Genomic DNA, 24,870 nt, shown 5'->3' with positions numbered 1-24,870 from the left:
CAGAATTTTAGGAGGAACAGAAAATGGCACGTTTAGAAGGTAAAGTAGCGATTATTACAGGTGCGGCCCAAGGCATGGGTGCATCACATGCGAAAAAATTCATCGAAGAGGGTGCGAAGGTCGTGCTGACGGATTTGAACGAAGAAAAAGGCCAGGCTTTGGCAGCTGAACTTGGAGAAGATGCATTGTTCGTTAAGCAGAACGTGACGAGCGCGGAAGATTGGGAAGCAGTTGTGGCACAAGCCGAAAAAGCATTCGGTCCGGTGAACGTGCTGGTCAATAATGCCGGCATCACGATGGCGAAATCGATTCTTCAGACGACAGAAGAAGAATACCGCCGCATTGTGGACATTAACCAGGTATCTGTGTTCCTTGGTATGAAAACCGTCATCCCGTCCATGCAAAAAGCCGGCGGCGGGTCGATCGTCAACATTTCATCCATGAATGGTTTGGTGGCTGGTGCCATCGGCTATACCGATACGAAATTCGCAGTTCGGGGTATGACCAAAGCGGCAGCGATGGAATGCGCCAACTACGGCATCCGTGTGAATTCCGTGCACCCCGGCGTTATTGCGACCCCGATGGTTGTTCAGGAAGACACCAAAGCGGCAGTCGAGGAATTTTCAAAGCATATCCCGTTGAAGCGCGTCGCACAATCAGAGGAAGTATCCAATATGGTGATGTTTCTTGCTTCGGACGAAGCAAGCTATTCCACAGGTTCGGAGTTTGTGGTGGACGGCGGCATGACAGCTCAATAAGCAGAAATAAATACGGCCATTACGCGGATTTCAGCGTAATGGCCGTATTTTTAAAGTTTCTGGTGTTTTTTATTGAGGAACAATACAAGCACGGGGCCGATGATCGGGATCCAGGCGAGCGCTTTGCGTTTCGCCTCCGGATAGAAGCGGTGGACAGTGTAGACGGATAAGCCCCACAGCACAAACCAATCAACGGTCATGACAGATACCAGACCTGACGTGAAAAAGGCTTCGCGGTAGGCGGCCAGTGAAAAACCCTGCAGCAGCGTCAGTCCGTTGACGGCCCAGGACAGCATCAGGAGAATGAGCCAGAAGCGGGAACCGAGAAAGCGAACGAGCCATTTCGGTGTACGCAACCCTCTTTCAGCTTGCCGATCGCCGAAAGCGAAATACAATAGGAGTGAAAATGCGCCGACGCCGAAAGACAAAAGCGCGAACGGCCAGGCCGGCCATTTTTGCCGGTCATTCAGCAGCAGCAAGGTCAAAAAAACTATCGGAAACAACCCGAGCGAGTTGAAGACGGCCAGTACCAGCGGGTCGATTTCCCCCAGCTGACCGCTGAAGATATTCGACAGAACGGGATCGGTCTCGCCGCCGGGTGCAAGAAAAACAGCATAGCCGACCAGCAGCAGCCAAACAAGTAAAAAAATCACGGTCATCACTCCTTTTTCATCCTACTCTATTAACCCATGAGTTCCCTGAAGAATCCATCGGCAAACCGCTAGTTGACGTTTAAGAAAATCGTAAAGCCACTTGAAGTGGGGGAGAAGCTTTTGCTATTCAAAAAAAACATTTAAACTAGCTGCCTATTTTTATTCAGAAAAAAGAGAATATTTACTTGAAGTTTTAGGTCCGCCGTACTATGATGAAGATATTCAATTAGTTTGTCGGTCAAACAAATTATTTAATGTAAAGTTACTATTCAATTTAAAGCGCTTACAATCGAAAAGGGGTATGAATATGAAAACTTTCATCACAGAAGATTTCTTGCTGTACAATGACACGGCAAAAGAGCTTTACCACCAGACGGCCAAGCATCTACCGATCATCGACTACCACAACCATTTAAGCCAGGATGAAATTTTCGAAGATAAAAACTATGCAAACCTCACTGAAATCTGGCTGGCAGGCGATCATTACAAATGGCGTGCCATGCGGGCGAACGGCATCAGTGAACCGTATATTACTGGAGACAAAAGTGATTATGAAAAGTTTTTGGCCTGGGCAAAGACCGTTCCGAACTTATTCGGCAATCCCTTGTACCACTGGACGCATCTAGAACTGCTCCATTATTTCGGAATCGATGAAATTCTGAATGAAGCGTCCGCCCCGGCTATTTGGGAAGAAGCGAACCGTCAACTCGCAACTCCTGAACTGTCGGTGCGATCTATCCTGAAAAAAGAAAAAGTGGAATTTGTCGGCACGACGGATGATCCCACGGATGACCTGGCGACCCACAAGAAATTGGCGGAAGAGGGATTCGCCATCCAAGTTTCACCATCCTTCCGTCCAGACAAAGGCTTAGCTATCGAAAAAGCTGAATTTTCTTCTTGGGTCGACAAGCTGGAGACGGCTTCCGGCTTGCCGATGCGCAGTTATGATGCGTTCTTGGAAGGGTTGGCGAAGCGTGTCGATTATTTTGATGAGCATGGCTGCCGAAGCTCCGATCACGGCATCAGTGTCCTGTTCTTTGAAAAAACAACGAAGGAAGAAGCGGCAGCTGCTTTCAGCAAACGCCGGGACGGGCACGAACTGACCGCCAAAGAAATCGACCAGTTCAAAACCTATACACTGCTTGAGCTCGGGCGTTTGTATGCGGAAAAAGGATGGGTTATGCAATTGCACTTGAGCCCTCTGCGCAATAACAATACGAAAATGTTCAATGCAATCGGACCGGACAGCGGCTTCGATTCAATCGGCGATCTTTTGCTGGCAGACAAATTGTCCGGCTTACTGGATGCAATGGACGTCAAGGATCAATTGCCGAAAACGGTTCTGTACAGCTTGAACTCACGGGATAACAATATCCTGGCTGCTATGGCAGGGAATTTCCAAAGTGCCGGAATTCCGGGGAAAGTGCAGGCAGGAACAGCCTGGTGGTTCAATGACCATATCGATGGCATGGAAGACCATATGAAAACGTTGGCGAATATCGGCTTGATCAGCAATTTCATCGGGATGCTGACAGATTCCAGAAGCTTCCTGTCCTTCTCCAGACATGAGTATTTCAGAAGAATCCTCTGCAATCTGCTGGGTTCATGGGCAGAAGAAGGAAAAGTCCCGAAAGACATGGAGCTGCTTGAGAAATACGTGAAGAACATCTGTTACGACAATGCCAGTAATTTCTTCAATGTCAAAGAGCAGGTTGCGGTCTCCTAAATGAAAATATCCCCTTCTGCCAAACAGGCAGAAGGGGATATTTGATTTTGCTGCATTGGTTTATGAAACCGGTAAGTTGGCTGGAAGATGTTCCGCAGACAGCGAAAGCCGAAGCTCGGGAACTTCCAAAAATCGATTGACTGCCAAAGCGCAAGCACCCATGACGCAGGCATCCTTGCCGAGTTCAGACAATTTCAGTTCGCGGTATTGATTGAAAGTGGAATGCAGGTGGCTTTTGATCCTGTCGAGTGCGTCCGGCAACATCTTCAGTATTTCGCTGTTGAGCACCAGTGTCTCAGGGTTGTAGAGATTGATGACATTGTTCAGGCCAATCGACAAATACTCGAAAAATTGCTCGATATATTGGCATACCTCTGGATCTTTTTCTGTTATCCAGTTGCGCAGCTCGGCATAGCTGGCGTCGGGTTTGTTTTTCAACACCGCTATTTCCTGCAGCATGCGAGATTCGGAAGCATAGAGCTCCCAACAGCCGCGGTTGCCGCAGGTACATTGTTTGCCGCCGGGGAAAATGATCATATGGCCCATTTCGCCGGCATACCCGTTGTAGCCCTTCAACAGTTCCCCGTCCAGGATAATGCCAAGCCCCATGCCCGAATACATCGCGATGCTCAACAGGTTTTCACTGTCATGGTGATTGAATACCTTTTCAGCGAAAGCAGACAGGTTCGCGTTGTTTTCGATGTAGATGTCCACGTCGATTTCTTTTTCAATGTCGGCTTTCAAGTCTTTTTCCCGCCATTGGTGCTGTGGGACGAAAAACACTTTCTCGTCTTTGCCGACCGTACCATGGATTCCGATAACTGCACCGACCATGCCGTATCGGCTGTCCGCGCATTGGAGCTGGAATTCTTTTATTTCGGCGAGGACCAATTGAAGAATGGTCTCATAATCGGACGTTTCCAGTGGAACATCCTTTGAAAGGACCGGATAGCCCAAAAGATCGGACAGCGTGTAGGTGATGTGCTTGGCGTCAAGGTCGATGCCAAGCGCAAATCCGGCTTTCCGGTTGAGTGACAGCATGATGGGTCTTCTGCCAAGTGCCGTATGTTCCTGCTGGGTTTCGTAGATCAATTCTTCATCGAGCAGATCCGCTACCTGAACAGAAATGGTCGCTTTGTTCAAGCCGACTGTTTTCGCAAGGTCCGCACGTGAAATCATGCCGTATTCGATGATTTTTTGGAGAATCAAGCTTCTGTTTATCTTTTTGATATAGGATCCATCGCCAGTAACCATTTTATCTTTCCTCCGTATTAATAGTTTTCGCAGGCATAAATGAATGCAGGCGTTCTTATTTGGAGCATCCGAATGCTTTCACCGGTGTCCTTCTATGTTAAAAGCATACCATAAAGAAAATGGTTTCTGCCGAATAACAAGCCATCGGCACAGCGGCAGTCCGAAAAATCCTCATTGCATCCAAAAGATTTGTCGCGTACCTTTACACTAATGAACGAAATAGTTTGTAAATTATCCGAAGCAATTCTGCATAAAGCATTCTCGGATAATTTTATCTATAAAATAGGCATTTACAGATAATGAAGTTATCTGAAATTAATATAGAATGGGGGTAGATTCATTTGAAAGGCAGGATTTATATCGAAAAGCCGATTATGGTGAATTACCGGATGGACAGGCATTGGGAACATATTGATTATCACTCCCATCAGGAATATGAGATTTATTTTTTTCATGCGGGTTCGTGCCGCTATTTGATCCATGACCAGATTTACGATTTGGAGCCGGGTGACATTCTTCTGATGGACGGAATGGCTCTTCACAAGCCGAATACTTCCCCAAACAGTGAATATGTCCGGAGCATGATCCATTTTTCGCCTCAGTGGATCGAAGGCGCTTTAAAAGAAGTGAGTGGCCTGAATTTGTTGGATGTCTTCCAAAAGCTGCATTATTGTCTGATTCGCACAAATGAAAATGAAGAATCCAGGCAATTGGAGAAATTGATCTCCCGTTTGGAGGAAGTGTATCGGAGTAAGGACTTTACCGGAGTACTGAAAGAAACAGAAATGAAGATTCTGTTGCTGCAGATTCTCGTGCAGGTCAACCGTCTGGGACAAATCGATTCGTTGAAATTACCTGGAAAGAAAGCCGAAAAGGAAGAGCATGCAGAAAACATCGCCGCCTATATCCAAGAGCATTATCACCAAAAAATAACGGTGGCTTCCATTGGAGAAGCATTAAATTTAAGTAAATCCTATACATCTCATGTTTTTAAAGAGATGACGGGCTTCACCATTATGGAATACGTCATGGGCTGCCGGTTGAACCGGGTGAAATACCTGCTTGAGGCAGAACCGAAAAAGGCGCTGAAAGAAATCGCTCATGACAGCGGTTTTGAAAGCGTTTCCCATTTCAGTCGTTATTTCAAAGAAAAAGTGGGGATGACCGCAAAAGTCTATCGGAATTTACGCCTAAAAAAATACAGTGAGGAGAATGTATGATGAAAAAATTGAGATTAGGAATTATCGGATTGGGAGCACAAGGAGGCGCATATGCAGGATTTATCACCGAAGGCAAAGTGCCGAACATGGAAATCGGGGCAATCTGCGATATCGATCCTGAAAAAAAGAAGCTGGCAGCTGAAAAATATCCGGACATCCCTTTTTATGATGATTATATTGCATTGATCGAAAGTGGCGACGTGGATGCTATCGTAACCTGTGTGCCGCATTACCTGCACCCGGAAATGGGCATCAATGCACTGAAGAGAGACGTTCATGCATTATTGGAAAAACCGGCGGGTGTCTATACAAAGCAAGTCAAGGAATTGAACGATTTTGCTGCGACCAAGCCTGAATTGACATTCGGCATCATGTTCAACCAAAGAGCTAACGAATTGTATCAGAAGGTCAAGTCGGTTATCGACAACGGTGAAATCGGCGGCATCCGCCGCACCAACTGGATCATCACGACTTGGTGGAGACCTCAGGGCTATTACGATCAAAGTGCATGGAGAGCGACTTGGGAAGGCGAAGGCGGCGGTGTGCTGGTTAACCAGGCACCACATCAGCTGGACCTGCTGCAATGGATTGCGGGTATGCCGAAAAAAGTTTATTCCAATGTGAAATACGGCTACCAGCGGGACATCGCGGTGGAAGATGAAGTGACGGCATTGCTGGATTACGGCAATGGGGCAACTGGCGTATTCGTCACAGCCACTCATGACATCATGGGAACTGACCGTTTTGAAATTCTCGGTGATAAAGGGAAAATCGTAGTTGATGACAGCAAGAAAGTCACCATCAAGCGCCTGAAAGTACCGGAAGCTGAAATGAGCGCGAAGATGGACATGCAGGACGTCATGAAAATCTTCATGGGCACGGGTGCAGCAGATATCTACGACGAGGAAGTATTGGAGTTTGAAAATGTCTGGGGTGCTCAGCATACAGACGTATTGAAGAACTTTGCTGCCAACGTACTGGACGGTACACCGCTGCTCGCTCCGGGCAGCGATGGAATCCAAGGTGTGGCACTTGCGAATGCGATTCATCTTTCAAGCTGGCTAGATAAAGAAGTGGAATTGCCGGTGGATGAAGACTTGTATTTTGCTGAACTGAACAAAAAGATTGAAGAAGAAAAAACTGCGCTGGTCCAAAAATAAGAACGGAAAACAAACTCATCGCCGATTTGGCTTTGAGTTGTTTTTCACAGAGGAGAAGCCATATGTTGAAAATAGGAGTAATTGGCCTTGGGGATATTTCCAAAATTCATATCCCGGTCATTCAAAGCAATCCCGATGCTGTCCTGACAGCTGTCTGTGACTTGGATGAAAGCCTGGCGGTGGCCGGAGCCGCCTTCTATACCGATTACCGTGAGATGCTTGCCACAGAAACGCTTGACTGCGTCCATATCTGCCTGCCGCATCATCTTCATTACGAGGCCACAAAAGCCTGCGTCGAAAAAGGCGTCCATGTTTTTCAGGAAAAGCCCTTGGCGCTTAATGCCAAAGAAGGCGGTTCTTTAGTGGAGCTGGAAAAACGCTATAAAGACGTGAAGATCTGCATCTGCCTGCAGAACCGCTTGAACGAAACAGTGGAGAAGCTGCAGGAAATCGTGGAGAGCGGCGAATACGGACGGGTGCTCGGCATTAAAGGCCTGGTAGCCTGGTTCCGTCCGAAAGCCTATTACGACATCAAACCCTGGCGCGGCCGGATGGACTTGGCGGGGGGCGGCGTGATGATCAACCAGGCCCTGCACACGATGGACCTGATGCAGCTGTTTGGCGGGGAGCTTGTGAAAATCAAAGGGTCGATCGACCAATTGCTGGATTACGGCATTGAAGTGGAGGATACGGCTACTGCCAATATGCAATTTACGAACGGCGCAACCGGCCTTCTTTTTGCCACCAATGCCAATAGCGTCAACTCATCTGTGGAACTCCAGGTGATTTTGGAAAAAGGCAAGTTCACCATTAAAGACAGTATTCTGACACAGTCGGATGACGATGGGCGGAAAGAGATAATCATTGAAGATGAAAAGCTGCCCGGAACCAAGTTTTATTACGGCGCTAGCCATGCAAAACTGATTAATCTGTTCTATGACTGCATCAAAAACGACACAGATCAGTATATCCATGCAAAAGATGCACAAACCTCAATGGAAATGATCCAGGCGATCCGTGATTCAAGCGAGGACAGAAAAGAAATAGCAATGGAGGTCTACCAATGAAAAAAGGAAAAATCGGCGTACAGATGATGATGTTGAAGGACAAAGTGGAAGAAATCGGTGTCTACGAAACGATGAAGAACATCCATGACCTGGGCTATCGCGCAGTGGAAGTCTCGCAGATTCCGATGACGGCAGAAAACGTGGCGGAGCTGAAAAGAGCAAGTCAGGATTTTGAAATTGAAATAGCTGCACTGTCGGCTCCAGTGGAACCGATGATGCCCGGCATGCCCGGAGAGACGTTGACCAGCGATTTCGATAAAATCGTCCAGGACTGCAAAACACTAAATTGCACGTTCCTGCGCATCGGCATGCTGCCGTTGACGGTGATGGGCGACAAAGACAAAATCATGGAATTCATCGCCAAAGCGGAAGGGATGGCAGAGCGCTTGTCAGAGCATGGCATCGAGCTGTATTATCATACCCACCATATCGAATTCCAGAAATACAACGGTGAATATCTGCTTGATTTGATCAAGAATAATACGGAAAAGCTGGGCTTTGAATTGGATGTCCATTGGATTCAGCGCGCTGGTGAAAATCCGGTCGAAATCATCAAGCAATATGCAGGGCGGATTTCGTTATTGCATCTGAAGGATTACCGGATCGGCAAACTGGATATCAATGAAGATGATTTAAAGGATATGGCCGCATTTTTCGGGAAATTCACCAACCTTATCGAATTCGCTGAAGTGGGCGAAGGCAATATGGATATGCCAGCGGTCATCGATGCGGGACTTGCCAGCGGCGCCCAGTATTTCCTCGTTGAACAGGATGATACTTATGGCCGCGATCCTTTCGATTGCCTGGAAACATCGGCTGAAAATCTGCGGAAGCTGGGTTATGCTGACTGGTTTCATGCAACGGAAAAAATATAAACAACAGGAGGCCGCATTCACATGAGTAAAGATGGAATGACTTATGCACCCAAAGGAAAGCCGAACCCGGTTGTTGGAGAAGGGGAGTTCCCGATAGCAGCAGCAGCTCTGGACCATGGCCACATCAACGGTATGGTCAACGGACTGCTGGAAGCAGGAGCGACGTTGAAATGGGTATATGATCCGGATCCCGAGAAAGTGCAGGAGTTTATCGGGAAATATCCACAGGCTCAAGCTGCACCATCCCTGGAACATATTTTGCAGGACGACACGGTTAAACTGGTGGCCGCAGCTGCCATTCCTTCTGAACGGAGCGCGCTTGGAAACCGGGTCATGGAGTCCGGAAAAGATTATTTTACGGATAAGACCCCTTTCACGACGATGGCTCAATTGGAAGAAACCAAAGAAGTCGTAAAACAGACCGGCCAGAAATACATGGTTTACTTCAGTGAGCGTCTTCATGTAGAAGGAGCGGTTTTCGCCGGGGAGCTTATTAAAGATGGGGCAATCGGCCGCGTCATTCAAGTGACGGGATTCGGGCCGCATCGCCTGAATGCCTCCAGCCGTCCGGACTGGTTTTTCAACAAAGAACAGTATGGCGGAATCCTCTGCGATATCGGCAGCCATCAGATTGAGCAATTTTTATATTATGCCGACTGTAAAGATGCAGAGATTCTCCACAGCAAGGTCGGAAATTACAATAATCCTGATCATCCGGAACTGGAAGATTACGGAGATGCTACGCTGCGCGGCGATAATGGCGCCACCCAGATCTTCAAGGTCGATTGGTTCACTCCGGATGGCTTAAGCACTTGGGGAGATGGCCGCACCTTCATCACGGGAACAGAAGGCACCATTGAAATCCGGAAATACGTGGATGTGGCGCGTGATGAAACCGGCGATCAGTTGTACCTGGTCAATAAAGACGGAGAAAAGCATTATAGCCTGTCTGGGCAAGTCGGCTTTCCGTTCTTCGGGGAACTCATCAAAGACTGCTTGAACCGTACAGAGCATGCGATGACGCAGGCTCATGCCTTCAAGGCGGCAGAACTCTGCCTGCAAGCACAGCAACAGGCAATAACCGTGACAGCGTAAAGAAAAGAGAGGCTGATTTGCTACCCGAATTGTGTACCCGGGAGCAAATCAGTTTTTTTATTTAAAAATATTTTTAGAAAATTGCAACGAAAGGGTTGCTTGCTGAAGCGCTTTCATATATATTGTTAGTTATATAGTTTGTTGGCCAAACAAATAATTAAAACTCTTCAATTTATGGGTGGAAGCGATAAAGTTAGATTTAAAAAAGATTTGAAAGCGTATTCATGAAAGATGCTGAAGATTTGGACAGGACAATTATTATGAGAGAAAAGAGGGGATTCTATGACAAGCGCAGCAGCAAGCGATAACTACGGATACCACAAGGCGAAATTATGGCAGATCGGCTTTTTTACATTAAATAATACTGCTACGAATATGTACATGTTCGCCCTGGCTTTTGTCAGCTATTATGCTACAGGGATCGCAGGGCTGACCGTAGTGGCGGTCAGTATGATTTTGACTCTCATGCGTGTGTTTGATGGAATCACAGATCCAATCATCGGTTTTATCATCGATAAGACCGAATCGAAATTCGGCAAGTTCCGGCCGTTGATGATTATAGGGAATGTGATTTTAGCCGTTTCCCTTATGACGATGTACAATGTTACGCATCTATTGCCGGAAGCGTTTCAAATGCTGTTTTTCATTGCTGTCTACGCTGTTTATATTGTGGGCTATACATTTCAGACAGCATGCACAAAAGCAGCACAGACTGCTCTGACGAACGATCCGAAACAACGTCCACTCTTTGCGGTATTTGACGGAATCAATAATACTCTGCTGTTTACTGGTGGTCAGATTTTCGTCGCTTCTTACCTGGTGGCTAAACACGGCGGTTTCACCATGCCGCTGTTTACAGAACTGAACACGTATGTCATTGTCCTTGGTTTGATATTCACGGGTATGGCGGTAGCGGGAATCTGGGCAAAGGACCGCAAAGAATTCTTTGGTCTATCAGAATTGAATGTGAAAACAAGTATCCGTGATTATTGGCCGATCCTGAAAGGGAACCGGCCGCTGCAAATGCTGATTATTGCAGCTTCCAGCGATAAATTGACGTTAAGTGTTCTCCGTCATGCTGTCGTGATGGTCATGTTATTCGATATCCTGCTTGGAGACTATGAATTAAGCGGAACCATTTCAATGATTATTCTTATCCCTACCTTGATAATCACATTTGCGGGTGTGGCGTATGCAAGGAAAAAGGATTTGAAAAAATCCTTTATCGCCTCAACCTGGATTGGGCTTGGCGCATTCGGTATTCTCATTGCACTTCTTTTTGTGATCGATCCGACAACGATTGCACTTGATAATCTTGGTTTTGCTACAATTGCATTCATTGTTCTGTACACATTGGGACTGGGCTTCGGAAATCTGCCATCAGCATTAGTCATTCCGATGATTGCGGATGTATCTGATTATGAAACCTATAAATCCGGGCGTTATGTTCCGGGAATGATCGGCACGCTATTCTCGTTTGTCGATAAAATGATTTCTTCTTTAGCTCCGGCCCTTGTCGGCTTCGCAGTGGCTTTAATAGGCTATAAGAATACATTTCCTGAAATTGGGGAAACATTGACCGCTTCCCTATATGGTATGACCATTTTCCTGGCATTTGGAATACCGGTGCTCGGTTGGATCGTATCCTTGATTGCGATGAAGTTTTATTATTTGGACAGTAAGAAAATGGCGGATATTCAGAAGTCGATTGGTGAAGTTAAAGAGAAAGCCGAAAACGAAAGAAAACGAGTGGCGGCACAGCCAGTCGAACAGACGGACAAAAGCGGCGATTCGCTGAATCCTATTCCGAGTTCGAAGTAAAAAAACTCCGTTCTCTTCCAGACAGGGAACGGAGTTTTTTGGAGCAAAGCGGCAAATAGAGAACAGCAAATTACTGAAATTCAGGAGGAATATAAAATGGGTAATCTATTTGATTTGACAGGAAAGACGGCAGTGGCGCTTGGAGGCAACAGTGCACTCGGTGGGGCAATCGCGAAAGGGTTGGCTGATCAGGGAGCGAAAGTGGCTATTGTCGGCCGGAATATGGAAAAAGCGGAGAAGGTGACAAAAGAAATTGAAGCAAATGGCGGGACTGCCAAATCTTTTCAAGGAGACGTCAGTTCACAGGAATCGATTGAAAACCTGGCAAAGGAAATTGAAGCCTGGTCAGGCGGCTGGGATATTGTCCTCAATGCGCCCGGCAAAAACAGTTCGACTCCTTTCCTTGAACTGGAGATGGACGAGTGGGATGACATTATGGACGTCAACTTGAAAGGGCTGGTATTTACGACGCAGGTGTTTGCGAAACGGATGATCGAGCAGAAAAGAAAAGGCAGCATCATCAATATCTCGTCTGTGTCATCCACTACCCCGTTATCAAAAGTCTTTACGTATTCCGCCTCCAAAGCGGGCGTCAACAGCGTCACTCAGTTTTTAGCAAGAGAATTCGCACCTCATGGCATCCGTGTAAACGCCATTATTCCTGGATTCTTTCCTGCTGAGCAAAACAAGAAGATTTTAAGTGAAGACCGGATTGCTTCCATTATGGAACATACTCCGATGAACCGGTTCGGCGACCCCGATGAATTACAGGGAGCCGCCGTATACCTGGCTTCCGACAAGGCTTCCGGATTTGTGACAGGTTCCTTGCTGCGGGTCGATGGCGGTTTCGGCAGTATGACGATTTAATATAGTAGGAACACGATGAAAAAGCATCTTTAAGAGGATGCTTTTTTTCTTGCAGTGAACTTATTTGGGATATTAAGGGATTTAGAGTACAATAAAGAAGTTGACTACTCTGTAGGTTTCCCTGCAAACCTTGTTTCGAGGAATTGAAGAACGTTATTGGTCCGAATGGTCAGCGACACCAACTATTTTCTTAGCCTTTACTTTACTACTCGCAACGGAGGGATGAACTAAATGAATGAACTAACGAAAAAGCGCTTGAAAGCGGGATTGATCGATACAGCGATTTCCACTGCGGTATCGTTCGTGATTGAGCCACTATTGAAAAGAAAAACGAAGAACAGCTTTATCTACACGGTCGTATCGCCGACCGTGATTTTCTGGGGACTGGAATACGCGCAGATGAGATTGAAAGGCCAGACGGTCGGCCATAAGATGATGGGCATCGAGGTTCAAAACGAAGCAGGCGGCGAACCGACGCCTGAACAGATCCTTGAGCGTATCGTGCATCGCGATACCGTCGGTCCTTTCGTCTATTTGAAGGACCGCGCCCATTACGACGCCTACGAAGGCGAGAAATTCCCGCACGATCTGTACTCTTATACAGTGGTTAAAGAAGTTTAATGAAAAGCGATTCCAGATTTTAGTTCTGGAATCGTTTTTTTCTGCAGTTTCCGCTCACCCGCTATATAATAAAAGAAAAATCGGAAGGGTGAGTCCGCATGAAGCTGTACAAGGAACTGGCGGAATGGTGGCCGTTATTGTCACCGCACACGGAATACGAGGAAGAAGCCCATCTTTTCCTGAAGATCATCCAACAGTATCATCCGCAAGTCAAAGAAGCGCTGGAATTCGGTTCGGGAGGAGGCAGCAACGCTTTTTACCTAAAAAAGCATTTTTCAATGACCTTGACGGACCTGTCAGCAGACATGCTGGAAATCAGCCGCAAGCTGAATCCGGATTGCCCGCATATGCAGGGGGATATGCGGACGCTGACAGTGGACCGCCAGTTTGATTTGGTGTTTATCCACGATGCGATCACCCACTTTACAGACAAAGCCGATTTGCTGGCGATCATGAAAAATGCCAAAAAGCATCTCAAACCGGACGGCCTGCTGTTCATCATGCCGGATGAATACACGGAAACGTTCGAGCCGCGGACGAACCATGGCGGGATTGATAAGGACGGGCGGGGCATGCGGTATTTGGAGTGGACTTATGACAGCGACCCGGATGATCAAATGCTGGAAACGGAGTATGCCTATGTTATGCGGGACAGGGATGGGCAGATCACCCATGAACATGACAGTATGAAAGGCGGCTTGTTTTCCATGCCGGAATGGGAAGAGCTCCTTGCGGAAGCGGGATTCCATGCCCATTTCGAACGGGTGGTGTTTTCAGACGATCCGGGATCCTTTTTCGGCATTGCCGCGACGCAGGTAAGTTGAATGGGAGAAGGGCGGTTGTGGGTTTATTGCTGGTGGTAACCGGTGGCGTGGATATCTAGTCCAAAACAGCCCATCGAACAGCTACAGTAGGCAAAGAAAGAATGATCATGTTTCATATGGAGATAGCAAGAGCCGATTAAAGATATGCTCTTCAATCGGCTCTTTGTCGTGGGATTTTGACTTACAAATTTCTGCTTATAGCATATTGTTTCAGTTTACGCACAACAGATGGTTGGCTGATTCCAAGATAGTCGGCCATTTCGTAAGTTGTTTTACAGTGTTTTGAAGCTTTTTTCAGCAACTGGGTTTCAATCTTCTCAATAGAGGTCTTCCAATCATGTTCCTCAGCCTCAACATGATTAATTTCTGACGCAGCCCTGTCTTCTATATGAGGAATAGAGCTTCTGAAATTGGCTGGAAGGTGTTCAGGAAGAATGGTTTCTTCATCAACGGTTAATATAACCCGTTCTAAAATATTTTCCAATTCCCTCACATTTCCAGGCCAATTATATTGGGTGAGCACATCATAGGTACTTGTATGGAATTTTTTAGCCAACTGGTATTTTTCATTGATATTTTGAACATAATGGTTGATTAAAATAGGTAGATCTTCTTTTCTATCTTTTAAAGGTGGAATTTGAAGTGGGATGATATTGATGCGATAAAATAAATCCAAACGGAATTCACCTTTTTCAACCATCTCTTCGATATTTTTATTAGTCGCTGTAATGAGCCGGAAATTCACTTGTCTTTCCTTCTTACCACCTATCCGCATTACTTTCTTCTCTTGAAGTACCCGCAAAAGTTTTGATTGGACGGCTAAAGGCAATTCCCCAATTTCATCTAAGAAGAGAGTTCCTTGTTCCGCATTTTCAATTAACCCTTGTTTACCATGTTTACTTGCGCCGGTAAACGAACCGGACTCATAACCGAACATTTCTGATTCGAATAAAGTTTCTGGAATGGTACTGCAATTCACTTCTATAAACGGTTCGTTTTTTCGGTTGCTTTGGGCATGGAGCATACGGGCGAATGTGCTTTTCCCTACACCTGAAGGTCCAAGCAAAAGGACGGAGGCATCTGTTTTAGAAACGCTGTAAATAGTTTTTACAATCTGCTCGATGGAAGAACTTCGATACAGGATGCCATGATAATCTGCTTCTTTTCCCCGCAATTCCTCTACTTCGGTTTGATAACTGACCAATTTCTTTTCCAGGCCTTTGTATTGTTCATGGAGATTGAAGATTTCCGTTTGATCTTGGCTATAGCTGATGGCCCTCATAATCTCACCATTATGGTCGAATACTGGAAATCCAGTCGCCATGACAGTCCGCCCTGTTTTGGTCTTCTGCAGTATTTGGACTGGTTTTTTGTCTTCGAGAACCATGGCATGGATTGAAGGAGATAGAACTCCTTCTTTTTGGAGCTGATAAACTGATTTTCCGATATACTGGTCGGGTTCAATTCCGTAGATGGACCAGTGGTTGGGGTTAGAACGCAAAATGATGCCATCTTGGTCCGTCACAGTAATATTATTATTCGATGTTTCGATAATTTTATTTAGCTCAATTTGCAATAATTCGTTCTCCATGCAATCCCTCCTTAATTGAACCTCTAAGAATGATTCAAAAATAAATCAAATCTTACGAATGATTCATATCTGAATCAAATATATCATTTTAATTCGAATATGAATCAAAAAGCAGGAAGTTTCTTTTAATTCTTCAGAAAAAGAGTTGGCATGGAACTTGCTGTATATGTTATGAATCTAAAATTACTTATATCAAAGGGAGCTGTTATTGATGAATAGAGAAAAAGAAATTCAAGAATTGATGGAATTAGATAAAAAACACTTTTTACATCCCACTTCGCCAATTGGCCAACAACAGGAAAAAGGGGCTTCGTTTATTTTTACTGAAGGAAAAGGTATCTATTTAACGGATATGAGTGGCAGGACGCTAATTGATGGCATGTCCTCACTTTGGAATGTCAATATCGGACATGGCCGCGAGGAAATCGGGGAAGTAGCTGCTGCCCAAATGAAGAAACTGGCTTTCAGTTCTTGCTTTGCGACTTTCAGCAATGAACCGGCAATCCGTTTAGCCGCAAAACTTGCAGAAATTGCTCCAGGAAACTTGTCGTCGACCTTTTTCACTTCAGGCGGTTCTGAAGCGAACGATACGGCTTATAAGCTCGCACGCCATTACTGGATTTTGAAAGGCCAGCCGAATCGCCAAAAGATCATTTCACGGACCAAGTCTTATCATGGTGTATCGATGGGAGCCACGAGTGCAACCGGGTTAAAACCGTTTCGCGATTTTACAACTTCCATCGCACCTGACTTCCATTACGCAGAAAACTTTTCAACGGAGTCTTTGCGGGCAGTGATTGAACGTGAAGGTGCGGATACGGTCGCAGCTTTTGTGGCAGAACCTGTCCAAGGGGCTGGCGGTGTCCACATCGCTCCTGAAGGATATTTTAAAGCGGTACGCAGCATCTGTGACGAGCATGGAATTTTGTTCATCACCGATGAGGTGATCACCGGATTCGGACGTACGGGAACCTACTTCGGTATTGAACATTATGATGTCGTTCCGGATATGATGTGCTTTGCCAAAGGAGTTACAAGCGGTTACGCGCAATTAGGGGGCGTCATGATTTCCGAGCCTCTCCATAAAGAATTTACTGAACTGTCAACAGGCACGCTGTTACACGGCTACACATACAGCGGCCATGCAATGGCTTGTGCAGTTGCGTTGAAGAACATTGAAATTATTGAACGTGAAAATTTAGTCGCCAACTCCAAGGAAATGGGCAAAGTGATGCTCGAAGAATTCACCAAGCTTCAACAGCAGCATGACATTATCGGAGAAGTACGGACGCTCGGTCTGATCGGGGCAATTGAAGTGGTCAAAGACAAAGAGACAAATGAGAGGTTCGAATCGCCAATCGTTCCCCAACTAGTAGCCGAAGCAGCCAAGAGAGGCCTGATTTTCCGTTCGGTCGTATTTGATGGCCAGGATACACTGGTATTTGCGCCACCGTTGACCATTACTCAAGAAGAAGTGGTCGCGATGACTGATATTATCCACGAAACTTTTACTGCTGTTGAAAATAATCTTGTAAAAATATAAGGGGGTAAGTTGCATGTCACAGGTCGAAGCAACCACAGTCAAGAAACAATTATTTATAAATGGGGAATGGGTTGAGGCAAACAAATATACGCCTCTTTATTCCCCTTACAGTAATGAAGAGATTGCCCAAGTCGCTTCTGCAACTGCAGAAGACGTGGACCGGGCGGTGGATGCGGCATATAAGGCGGCAGAGACGATGGCGGAGCTGCCTGCCCATGAGCGTGCTGGAATTTTAGAAAATGTAGCAAAGATTCTCGAAAAACGGGCGGATGAAGCAGCGGGCATTATTGCAAATGAAGCAGCCAAGCCGATAAAAACAGCTCGTGCAGAAGTCGACCGAACAATTGCCACATACAAATTTGCGGCCGAAGAAGCAAAGCGCATGCATGGAGAGACGATTCCGATGGATGCTGCTCCGGGTGGGGAGAATCGGATTGCTTATACGGTACGTGAGCCTTTGGGTGTTATTGGTGCGATTACGCCGTTCAATTTTCCAATGAACTTGGTTGCCCATAAAGTGGGTCCAGCGATTGCTTCTGGAAACACAGTCGTATTAAAGCCAGCAGGACAAACACCCTTGTCTTCTCTATTCCTGGCAGAGGTGTTCAAAGAAGCCGGTTTGCCGGCAGGTGCATTAAATGTAGTAACTGGGAGCGGTGCCGTGATCGGCGAAGCCTTGGTCAAGGATGACCGAGTGAAGAAAATTTCGTTTACCGGAAGCCCGGCTGTCGGGATAGGCATTCGCAACAAAGCCGGTTTAAAACGGGTGACGTTGGAACTGGGTTCAAATGCAGCTGTCATCATCGACAGTGGAATTGATCTCGACAAAATTATCGCCCGCTGTGTGTCGGGAGCCTTTGCATTTCAAGGTCAAGTTTGTATTTCCCTGCAGCGTGCCTATGTTCACGAAGACTTGTATGAAGAGTTCGTGGAGAAAATGGTCGAAGCTACCGACCGCCTAAAGCTCGGCGATCCACAAGATCCATCAACAGATGTCTCTGCATTGATCAGCTCGAAAGATGTTGAACGTGCGCTTGCTTGGATAGAAGAAGCAAAACAAGGCGGAGCAACGGTTGCAGCGGGAGGAAAAGCAGAGAGGAATATTCTGCATCCGACTATACTGACTGGAGTGGAGGCAGCGTTGAAAGTTTCCTGCCAGGAAGTATTCGCACCAATCATTGTCATCAATAAAGTAAAATCAGTGGAAGAGGCCATCAGCCAAGTAAATGATTCGCGTTACGGCTTGCAGGCGGGAATTTACACTGAAAACATCCATACAGCATTGATGGCGACGAGAAAGCTTCATGTTGGAGGCGTAATGGTAAATGACATTCCTACCTTCCGGGTCGATCATATGCCATATGGCGGAGTGAAAGAAAGCGGAGTCGGACGTGAAGGTGTTAAATATGCAATTGAGGAAATGACAGAACTTAAGTTGGTTGTCTTTAACCAAAATTACTGATTTGAGCGGAGCTTTGTAACGGTGTTGGAATACGGAAATGAATAAAAACAGACAACTCCTTTGTGGATTGTCTGTTTTTTTGGCATGTCCCGCATGAATAAATAAAACGTATAATTAATAAAATTAAGTAAAAGTCGCCGATGTATACTATTATAAAAGTAATAATATTTTTATAAGGAGTCGATGACATTGCAGCTGGAAGTCAATCTCAAACAAAATGTAGCATTAAAAATGACACAAGAAATGCAACAATCGCTGCAGGTTTTACAGATGTCCGCGGTGGAACTGCAAGCTTGTATAACAGAGAAAGTGTCAGAAAACCCCTTGTTGAATATTGAGTACCAAGATCACCAGATTGGATTTAAAAATATCGAGAAGTTGGTTCTTTTGAAGAATCAGTCCACTTCAACCAATTCAACTAAACTTAAAAATGAAGACTATACAGATGCACAGAGCCCTGCGAATCAAGGGATTATAGATATAGAAAAATATTTGATGGAACAAATTCCATTCAGTAATTATTTAAGTGAAACTGAACATAAAATGCTTCTCTATTACATCAATAACTTGAATGAATCAGGGTATATAGATATTCCTTTAGAAACTGTAGCTGAAAGATACGATGTGGCAGTGGAGTCGGCTGAAAAAGTTCTTCAGCTGCTTCAAACATTTGAGCCAGTAGGTATTGGAGCAAGAAATTTGAAGGAGTGTCTGCTGATTCAAATTGCACAGAGCTATTCAGCATGCAGTTTGCCTTATCAAATTGTTGAACAGCATTTAGACGATCTAGCAGAAGGTGCTTTGAAGAAAATAGCAGGTTTATGTGGTAAGTCCAAACTGGAAATTCAGGATGCTGTCGATTATATTAGGAAACTCAAACCGAAACCGCTTCAGGAAATAATCCATGAGGCAATTGAATATGTGATTCCGGATATCATTGTAAATGAAGTCGGAAAAGAGTGGGTAGTGAGCGTGAACAGGCGCCATATTCCTACCGTATCGATCGATGAATACTACTCGCAGATGATAAAAGAATGCGATTCTAAAACAAAAGAATATTTAAAAGCGAATCTAAAAGACGCCAGTATATTAATCCAAGGATTGGAGCAACGGGATAAAACGCTTTATCGGCTAGCGAGATTGCTTGTGGAAATGCAACCCGGATTTTTCGAAAAGGGGATCGCAGCTCTTAAGCCTATGCGGTTAAAAGACGCAGCAGAGCTATTGGAGGTCCACGAATCGACAATAAGCCGAGCCATTAAAAACAAATATATCCAAACGCCTTGTGGGATATTCGGTATACAAACGCTCTTTATCAAAGGTTTAGTGAACACGGAAGGGACAATAGATTCCACATTCCAAATCAAAGCGAAAATCAAAGAAATCATTCAATCTGAAGACAGTAAAAAACCATATTCCGATCAAAACCTTGTGGCTATATTGAACAAGGAAAATATTCAAATATCCCGAAGAACAGTAGCGAAATACAGAGAAGAATTGCTGATCAGCAATTCAACGAAAAGGATCCGCTACAGTTAAGATCGACAGATGTAGGAGCATGCAACTTAAAAAGAAGGCAACAGATTGAAGAATGGATATTCGTTCAATCTGTTGCCTTTTTTATTGCGGAATTTACAGCAAGAGCTTATAAAGTGATATTCAGTTGCTTGCTGAGCCGCTGCAGTTCACTGTTTACATATTCTTCACTGTAGTCGAATCCGATGATGGCCATGATCTTACCAGCTTCATTGTATAGCGGGGCAATACTGCTTTTCCATACGCCATATTCATCTTCATACAGAGGTGTAACGCCGCTCTTTCCTTTAAAGGCTTCGTAAATGACTTTCATCACTTCTGGAGGGCCGATATATTCCTCGCCCGGCTCCAGGATAAAACCGTCAGATGCAGCAACATGGATCACTTTACCATCTTCCTGCATCTGGAATACGAAGACCCATTTGATGCCACCTTCCTGCTCAAGGATTGTGGTGAACTTTTGAGAAAGTGGAGCTCGAAGGGCTACACTTTTCGTGTCTTTCATCGCGTTTCGAACTTCTTCAGCAGAAATGGCGACAGCTGTGACGATGGTGATGGAACGCAGATGTTTATTCAGCTGTTCTTCCAGAATTCTGCGCTTGCTGAGCAAGCCTCCGCCATTCTTCTGCATTTCCCTGATTTTCTTATACTTCCTGCTCATCGTGGGCTGGCTGATCCCCAGAATGTTCGAAGCCAATTTAACGGATTTATATTGTTCCATCGCCATCGTTATCAACTCTTCCTCCAATATCTCCACTGCTTCTTGGAGGGGCATCAATTGGGTGATCATGGGACTGGAAACTCGAGCCGGAAATGTTGGAGGGATGATCTGCTCGATCAATGAGCTTGTGATGATTGATGAATTGGATAGGACAATTAGGCGGTCAACTGTATTTTCCAACTCCCGAATGTTACCTGGCCAAGGCTGCAGACATAAATAATCTATTGCATCTGGAGAGAAACTGATTTGTTTTTGGTAGCGTGTGTTGAGCTTTTGGATAAAATGCTGCACAAGAGAAGGAATTTCTTCGACTCTTTCACGCAAAGAAGGGATCATGATCGGCACAACATTTAATCTGTAGTATAAATCTTCCCGAAATTCACCCTTTGCTACCGCTTCTTCGAGAGGCCTGTTCGTGGCCGCAATGACTTGGATATCTACTGGATAAGATTTGCTGCTGCCGATAGGGGTGATGACCCGTTCTTCAAGTGCTCTTAAAATTTTCACTTGCAGCGACAGCGACAACTCACCAATTTCATCCAAAAATAAAATGCCTGTATGTGCTTGGCGGAATTTCCCTTCGACTCCACCTTTTTTAGCTCCTGTGAAAGCGCCGTCTACAAATCCGAATAACTCACTTTCCAATAAGTTATCGGGGATAGCTCCACAGTTTATGGAAACAAAAGGTTTGTCAGAACGACTGCCTATTTTGTGTATTGTTTTTGCCGCCATTTCTTTTCCGACACCAGATTCCCCGAGCAAGAGAACCGTTACGCCGACTGCGGCCACTTTTTGCAATTTAGAAGCAACTTCTTCCATTGCTTGACTGTTTACAATAAAAGAGGAGGACTTAAAATCAATCGGTTCGTGACTTTCTGCTCCGGTATAGGTAGGGGCCAAATGAGTGTAGGCAAAATAAAAATGATCCTTTTCTTTAAAGACTGTTGTGAGGACATCAAGTCCCATCCAAGTAGTCTGCCTAAAAACCTGTTTTTTTCCATCTTCTTCTACTCGTGAGCTAATACCTTCCGTAAACAACTTGATCTCCAACTCTTCAATTTTTTTATGCGCAGAAAGATTCTCGGTAAAAGCTGGACCATTACCATCTATAGAGCAGATTCTGCCATCAATAGCAGTCACAATCAAGTAATCATAAAGTTGAAGTAAAACAGATTTCCATTCCATTTGCATTTCTCCTGTTCGAAATTTCAGAATTGAATATAAATTTCATACTTGAATAAAAACAGATAAATCACTTGTAATTGTCATTAATTTAAAGCGCTTTCATAGTTGGCACGTTTATTGCTATATAAATTAATATACATTTGAAAATTCAAATAATGGGGGGACATGTATGGAAAACCGAAGCAAATACGAACAAAATCTTCAATCGGATGACCCATTTATCCGAAACATGTACGAGGATTTAGAAAAACGTATTCAAGTATACGAAAATAATGGAAACGATAAGTCGGAACACGCTCAATGGAAAGATGCTGCGGGAGTAATAATCGTAATGAGCATGATTACACTGTTTTTAGCCGCCACACTCATCTAACGCTAGAATACCATGCAGAAAGTGTTTTACCAATACTAGAAAATGCCAGCAAAGGGGGAGTTTTAATGCCAAAACAATCATCTGCTGTAACGAATGATGTTGCATTTGGGTTTTTGCCCACAGACAAAAAAGGCCGTATCTTTGGTTTCACGGATTTAATACTCGTTCAAGTCGTCGTCGGGCTATCAGCTTTTGGGCTCCTGACCGGTGCCTATACAGGAAGTATGCTGGGATCATCACAGTCCTTTGCTGCAACGCTCTTTGGAAATGCTTTTCCGATGTTTTTAATAGCTCCGATCATTCTTTTCTTTGCCAGGTATGGAATTGATACATTTGTTGGCTTTCGAAGTTCTCTTGGCTATAAAGGCGCAAACGTATTTTTCTTTGTTTTTTTAATTTTAACGCTGGGTTACATTGCGATTGCTTTGTTCATGGCTGGTGAAGCCTTGGTCGAACTTGCGGTATGGCTGAATATGCCGTCTTTCTTTGCCAGCCCAGGGACGGGGACTCCATTTTTTTCAATTTCCCTGTTTGCTGTTACGTTTTTGATTACCGTACGCGGACCTGCAGCCATCCGGAAGTTTAATCTTTTTGCAGTTCCGGCTTTCATTCTTTTCCTGGTCGGGCTCATAGCAATCATAGTATTTGGCCAGCATATTCCGGCTCTGAACTCTTTGCTTCCTGTCGAACCTTTTGAGACGAATTCACGTTCACTTGCGATCGCCCTGGAAATCAATATTGGATTAGGATTTTCGTGGCTTCCTTATTTAGGTCAATACAGCAGACTTGCCAAAAATGAAAAGCATGCGTTCAAGGCCGGTTTTTACAGCTATGGCGTCATTGTTTCCTTGGCTGCGATTGTTGCTGCTCTTTCAACGCTGATCGCTGGTTCATTGTCTCCAGCAAGCTGGATGATGCCAATTGCAGGTCCATACGCGGGATTGATCGGTTTGTTATTGCTTACGGTGGCTAATGTAGGCGCAGCGATTTTTCTCATGTATTCACAGACGGTCAGCTTTAAAACCTTATATCCGAAAAAAACATGGTTATTTTCGATGGGAACAACGATCCCAACTGTGTTTCTGTTATTGAGCGCTACTTTTTATAACGCCTTTGGTTCATTTATAGCTGTCATTTCTTTTATCATGGCAAGCCTCGGCGGAATTATCATTTCTGATTACTTTTTCGTTAAAAAGCAAAAGATTTCGTTAAGGCACCTCTACGATACTGAAGGGAATTATACGTACTGGAAAGGGATAAACCCATCTGCACTTGTCGCAATTGCAGTCAGTATCCTGGTTTATTGGGGATTGTATAATCCGCTTACCTTTAACTCGAGCAATTTGTTTTTATACATGTCAGCGGGAATCCCGACTTACTTTGCAGCATTAATTTCATATTACGTATCCGCAAAATATATTTTCAAATATGAAGTTGATCAAGTCAGCAATACGGTTGATGCACCCGCTCAAGAAACAGCAACTACTTTAATCTCGAAAGGGGAAATTTAATATGTTCACACAAAGCATGGATTTCAAAACAACCGATCTAACGACGTTTCCGTTTCCTTTTACTTCAGGGAATTACCGCTATTCCAATGACTTGAAAAAACTGCAAAATATAAACTGCGTGGAAATAACACCAGAGTATGAGTTGATGATTCGAGCCAAAAGACGTTTATTGGATGAACAGCACGATGTCCGTTTCCAATCATTTCCACACACACATGAAATGCAGTGGGAAGTGCTTGAAATGTTGGTGGATATGGCAGTCAGCCGTTATCCAGAGCATTTTGAAGTGAAGAAAGATGGCCAAAACTGGACGTTTAAAAACAATATCTTAGCAGAAGAAGAGTCGTTCGTATTCAGTGACTCCAGTACATTGGAACTTGAACCTCTGGATTATATCGGACGCCATTTCCATAATGATTTTGTCATGATGGTACAGCGTGATGACAATTATTATTTGGAAGTTGGCCAGGTTTCCTATGCGGCCTTGTTTTCAGCTCACTGGAATAAAGGTATGTCTTTCAATGAGATTCATGGCCCTGTCCCTTTCGTATCACGAAAAGGAGACCAGTTGGCCGATCGGGTTCGGCAATTTTTGCACTCGATTGAAGCTGGGGAACCTTGGACACGAATCAATTGGAATTTGATGGCGAACCGTTGGGACGTCAACTACGAAACGATGGATGTATGGTCGCCGAAGAGAGACTTGATCACTGCTGAAAATGCCGGTGAACTTGTCCGGCTTCGTGTAGAAGAGCAGAAGTTTTACCGCATGCCGAGAAGTAATGCAATTTTATTTGTTTTGAATACACAGTTCCTGCCGATGGAGGATTTGAAGTTACGGCAAGAATGGTTTGATTTGGCGTATAGCGTCCTGCAGGATATTCCAGAACCGATGGCAGAATACAAAGGAATTGCCCCTTATTTGCCGCAAACAGTTGAGTATTTGCGGAAAGAAGATGAAAAATTAAAAGCAAACCAGGAAAGTGAAGGATAAAGGAGAGGATTTT

General features: G+C 44.8%; 20 protein-coding genes. 16 read left to right on the top strand and 4 right to left on the bottom strand.

The features are described 5' to 3' along the window. Window positions 1-23 precede the first annotated feature (23 nt). On the top strand, window positions 24-758 hold the full coding sequence (locus Q0785_RS14005; protein WP_223636711.1) for a glucose 1-dehydrogenase: 735 nt from the start codon (window positions 24-26) through the stop codon (window positions 756-758). Window positions 759-808: 50 nt separating this feature from the next. Here Q0785_RS14005 and Q0785_RS14000 read toward each other — a convergent pair whose 3' ends face one another. Next, entirely contained in the window at window positions 809-1,417 is a 609-nt protein-coding gene (locus tag Q0785_RS14000; protein ID WP_223636832.1) for a hypothetical protein, read from the bottom strand. A gap of 301 nt (window positions 1,418-1,718) precedes the next feature. On the opposite strand from Q0785_RS14000, the gene uxaC reads away from it, so the two are divergent. Beyond that, the gene (gene uxaC, locus Q0785_RS13995; RefSeq protein ID WP_223636713.1) at window positions 1,719-3,137 is read left to right on the top strand and encodes a glucuronate isomerase; all 1,419 of its coding nucleotides are present in this window, start codon (window positions 1,719-1,721) and stop codon (window positions 3,135-3,137) included. Window positions 3,138-3,197: 60 nt separating this feature from the next. Here uxaC and Q0785_RS13990 read toward each other — a convergent pair whose 3' ends face one another. Then, window positions 3,198-4,391: an ROK family protein gene (locus Q0785_RS13990; RefSeq protein ID WP_223636715.1), complete on the bottom strand. Its 1,194-nt coding sequence runs from the start codon at window positions 4,389-4,391 to the stop codon at window positions 3,198-3,200. A 341-nt stretch (window positions 4,392-4,732) separates the two neighbouring features. On the opposite strand from Q0785_RS13990, the gene Q0785_RS13985 reads away from it, so the two are divergent. The 9 genes from Q0785_RS13985 (at window position 4,733) to Q0785_RS13945 (ending at window position 13,941) form a co-directional block, all read left to right on the top strand. Next, on the top strand, window positions 4,733-5,611 hold the full coding sequence (locus Q0785_RS13985; protein ID WP_223636717.1) for a helix-turn-helix domain-containing protein: 879 nt from the start codon (window positions 4,733-4,735) through the stop codon (window positions 5,609-5,611). Next, window positions 5,611-6,771: a Gfo/Idh/MocA family oxidoreductase gene (locus Q0785_RS13980; protein ID WP_223636719.1), complete on the top strand. Its 1,161-nt coding sequence runs from the start codon at window positions 5,611-5,613 to the stop codon at window positions 6,769-6,771. The genes Q0785_RS13985 and Q0785_RS13980 overlap by 1 nt, the downstream gene beginning before the upstream one ends. Window positions 6,772-6,833: 62 nt before the next feature. Next, a complete protein-coding gene (locus Q0785_RS13975; RefSeq protein WP_223636720.1) occupies window positions 6,834-7,838 on the top strand; it encodes a Gfo/Idh/MocA family oxidoreductase in 1,005 nt (334 codons plus the stop codon). Then, complete coding sequence (locus tag Q0785_RS13970; protein ID WP_298830881.1) at window positions 7,835-8,713, top strand: sugar phosphate isomerase/epimerase; 879 nt, start codon at window positions 7,835-7,837, stop codon at window positions 8,711-8,713. The genes Q0785_RS13975 and Q0785_RS13970 overlap by 4 nt, the downstream gene beginning before the upstream one ends. Window positions 8,714-8,734: 21 nt before the next feature. Continuing rightward, a complete protein-coding gene (locus tag Q0785_RS13965) occupies window positions 8,735-9,808 on the top strand; it encodes a Gfo/Idh/MocA family oxidoreductase (RefSeq protein WP_298830878.1) in 1,074 nt (357 codons plus the stop codon). 282 nt (window positions 9,809-10,090) lie between these two features. Beyond that, on the top strand, window positions 10,091-11,629 hold the full coding sequence (locus tag Q0785_RS13960; RefSeq protein ID WP_298830875.1) for an MFS transporter: 1,539 nt from the start codon (window positions 10,091-10,093) through the stop codon (window positions 11,627-11,629). Window positions 11,630-11,725: 96 nt separating this feature from the next. After that, window positions 11,726-12,496: an SDR family oxidoreductase gene (locus tag Q0785_RS13955; RefSeq protein WP_298830872.1), complete on the top strand. Its 771-nt coding sequence runs from the start codon at window positions 11,726-11,728 to the stop codon at window positions 12,494-12,496. Between the two features lie 231 nt (window positions 12,497-12,727). Beyond that, window positions 12,728-13,117, top strand: coding sequence for an RDD family protein (locus Q0785_RS13950; RefSeq protein ID WP_298830870.1), 390 nt, complete (start codon window positions 12,728-12,730; stop codon window positions 13,115-13,117). Window positions 13,118-13,215: 98 nt separating this feature from the next. Next, a complete protein-coding gene (locus Q0785_RS13945) occupies window positions 13,216-13,941 on the top strand; it encodes a class I SAM-dependent methyltransferase (RefSeq protein WP_298830868.1) in 726 nt (241 codons plus the stop codon). A 181-nt stretch (window positions 13,942-14,122) separates the two neighbouring features. Here the strand turns inward: Q0785_RS13945 and Q0785_RS13940 are convergent, their stop codons facing one another. Then, complete coding sequence (locus Q0785_RS13940; protein ID WP_298830866.1) at window positions 14,123-15,532, bottom strand: sigma 54-interacting transcriptional regulator; 1,410 nt, start codon at window positions 15,530-15,532, stop codon at window positions 14,123-14,125. Window positions 15,533-15,743: 211 nt separating this feature from the next. Between Q0785_RS13940 and Q0785_RS13935 the strand changes: the two genes are divergently transcribed. The 3 genes from Q0785_RS13935 to rpoN all read left to right on the top strand — a co-directional run bounded on the left by Q0785_RS13935 (window position 15,744) and on the right by rpoN (window position 20,076). Next, window positions 15,744-17,075, top strand: a complete 1,332-nt coding sequence (locus Q0785_RS13935) for an aspartate aminotransferase family protein (protein WP_298830863.1) — start codon at window positions 15,744-15,746, stop codon at window positions 17,073-17,075. A 13-nt stretch (window positions 17,076-17,088) separates the two neighbouring features. Beyond that, a complete protein-coding gene (locus Q0785_RS13930) occupies window positions 17,089-18,537 on the top strand; it encodes an aldehyde dehydrogenase family protein (protein WP_298830860.1) in 1,449 nt (482 codons plus the stop codon). A gap of 189 nt (window positions 18,538-18,726) precedes the next feature. After that, window positions 18,727-20,076 carry an RNA polymerase factor sigma-54 gene (gene rpoN, locus Q0785_RS13925; protein WP_298830857.1) on the top strand — a complete coding sequence of 450 codons (1,350 nt, stop codon included), beginning with the start codon at window positions 18,727-18,729 and terminating at the stop codon, window positions 20,074-20,076. A gap of 106 nt (window positions 20,077-20,182) precedes the next feature. On the opposite strand, the gene Q0785_RS13920 is transcribed toward rpoN, so the two are convergent. After that, window positions 20,183-21,979, bottom strand: a complete 1,797-nt coding sequence (locus Q0785_RS13920) for a sigma 54-interacting transcriptional regulator (protein WP_298830854.1) — start codon at window positions 21,977-21,979, stop codon at window positions 20,183-20,185. A 300-nt stretch (window positions 21,980-22,279) separates the two neighbouring features. Here Q0785_RS13920 and Q0785_RS13915 point away from each other — a divergent pair, with 300 nt between their 5' ends. Beyond that, on the top strand, window positions 22,280-23,863 hold the full coding sequence (locus Q0785_RS13915; RefSeq protein WP_298830851.1) for a cytosine permease: 1,584 nt from the start codon (window positions 22,280-22,282) through the stop codon (window positions 23,861-23,863). A 1-nt stretch (window position 23,864) separates the two neighbouring features. Beyond that, complete coding sequence (locus Q0785_RS13910) at window positions 23,865-24,857, top strand: DUF3445 domain-containing protein (RefSeq protein WP_298830849.1); 993 nt, start codon at window positions 23,865-23,867, stop codon at window positions 24,855-24,857. Window positions 24,858-24,870: the final 13 nt, after the last annotated feature.

This window comes from uncultured Planococcus sp., from assembly GCF_947501725.1.
Taxonomy (GTDB): Bacteria; Bacillota; Bacilli; order Bacillales_A; family Planococcaceae; genus Planococcus; species Planococcus donghaensis_C.
Note: the sequence above shows the minus strand (reverse complement) of the source record. Positions and strands in the feature narration are given on the sequence as shown.

Excerpts from the sequence above, each read along its gene's own strand:
- Q0785_RS13970 (WP_298830881.1), top strand. The coding sequence starts at position 7,835 with ATGAAAAAAGGAAAAATCGGCGTACAGATGATGATGTTGAAGGACAAA.
- uxaC (WP_223636713.1), top strand. The coding sequence starts at position 1,719 with ATGAAAACTTTCATCACAGAAGATTTCTTGCTGTACAATGACACGGCA.
- Q0785_RS13955 (WP_298830872.1), top strand. The coding sequence starts at position 11,726 with ATGGGTAATCTATTTGATTTGACAGGAAAGACGGCAGTGGCGCTTGGA.
- Q0785_RS13910 (WP_298830849.1), top strand. The coding sequence starts at position 23,865 with ATGTTCACACAAAGCATGGATTTCAAAACAACCGATCTAACGACGTTT.
- Q0785_RS14005 (WP_223636711.1), top strand. The coding sequence starts at position 24 with ATGGCACGTTTAGAAGGTAAAGTAGCGATTATTACAGGTGCGGCCCAA.
- Q0785_RS13965 (WP_298830878.1), top strand. The coding sequence starts at position 8,735 with ATGAGTAAAGATGGAATGACTTATGCACCCAAAGGAAAGCCGAACCCG.
- Q0785_RS13920 (WP_298830854.1), bottom strand. The coding sequence starts at position 21,979 with ATGGAATGGAAATCTGTTTTACTTCAACTTTATGATTACTTGATTGTG.
- Q0785_RS13930 (WP_298830860.1), top strand. The coding sequence starts at position 17,089 with ATGTCACAGGTCGAAGCAACCACAGTCAAGAAACAATTATTTATAAAT.
- Q0785_RS13915 (WP_298830851.1), top strand. The coding sequence starts at position 22,280 with ATGGAAAGATGCTGCGGGAGTAATAATCGTAATGAGCATGATTACACT.
- Q0785_RS14000 (WP_223636832.1), bottom strand. The coding sequence starts at position 1,417 with ATGACCGTGATTTTTTTACTTGTTTGGCTGCTGCTGGTCGGCTATGCT.
- Q0785_RS13945 (WP_298830868.1), top strand. The coding sequence starts at position 13,216 with ATGAAGCTGTACAAGGAACTGGCGGAATGGTGGCCGTTATTGTCACCG.
- Q0785_RS13990 (WP_223636715.1), bottom strand. The coding sequence starts at position 4,391 with ATGGTTACTGGCGATGGATCCTATATCAAAAAGATAAACAGAAGCTTG.
- Q0785_RS13940 (WP_298830866.1), bottom strand. The coding sequence starts at position 15,532 with ATGGAGAACGAATTATTGCAAATTGAGCTAAATAAAATTATCGAAACA.
- Q0785_RS13975 (WP_223636720.1), top strand. The coding sequence starts at position 6,834 with ATGTTGAAAATAGGAGTAATTGGCCTTGGGGATATTTCCAAAATTCAT.
- Q0785_RS13935 (WP_298830863.1), top strand. The coding sequence starts at position 15,744 with ATGAATAGAGAAAAAGAAATTCAAGAATTGATGGAATTAGATAAAAAA.
- Q0785_RS13950 (WP_298830870.1), top strand. The coding sequence starts at position 12,728 with ATGAATGAACTAACGAAAAAGCGCTTGAAAGCGGGATTGATCGATACA.
- Q0785_RS13980 (WP_223636719.1), top strand. The coding sequence starts at position 5,611 with ATGAAAAAATTGAGATTAGGAATTATCGGATTGGGAGCACAAGGAGGC.
- Q0785_RS13960 (WP_298830875.1), top strand. The coding sequence starts at position 10,091 with ATGACAAGCGCAGCAGCAAGCGATAACTACGGATACCACAAGGCGAAA.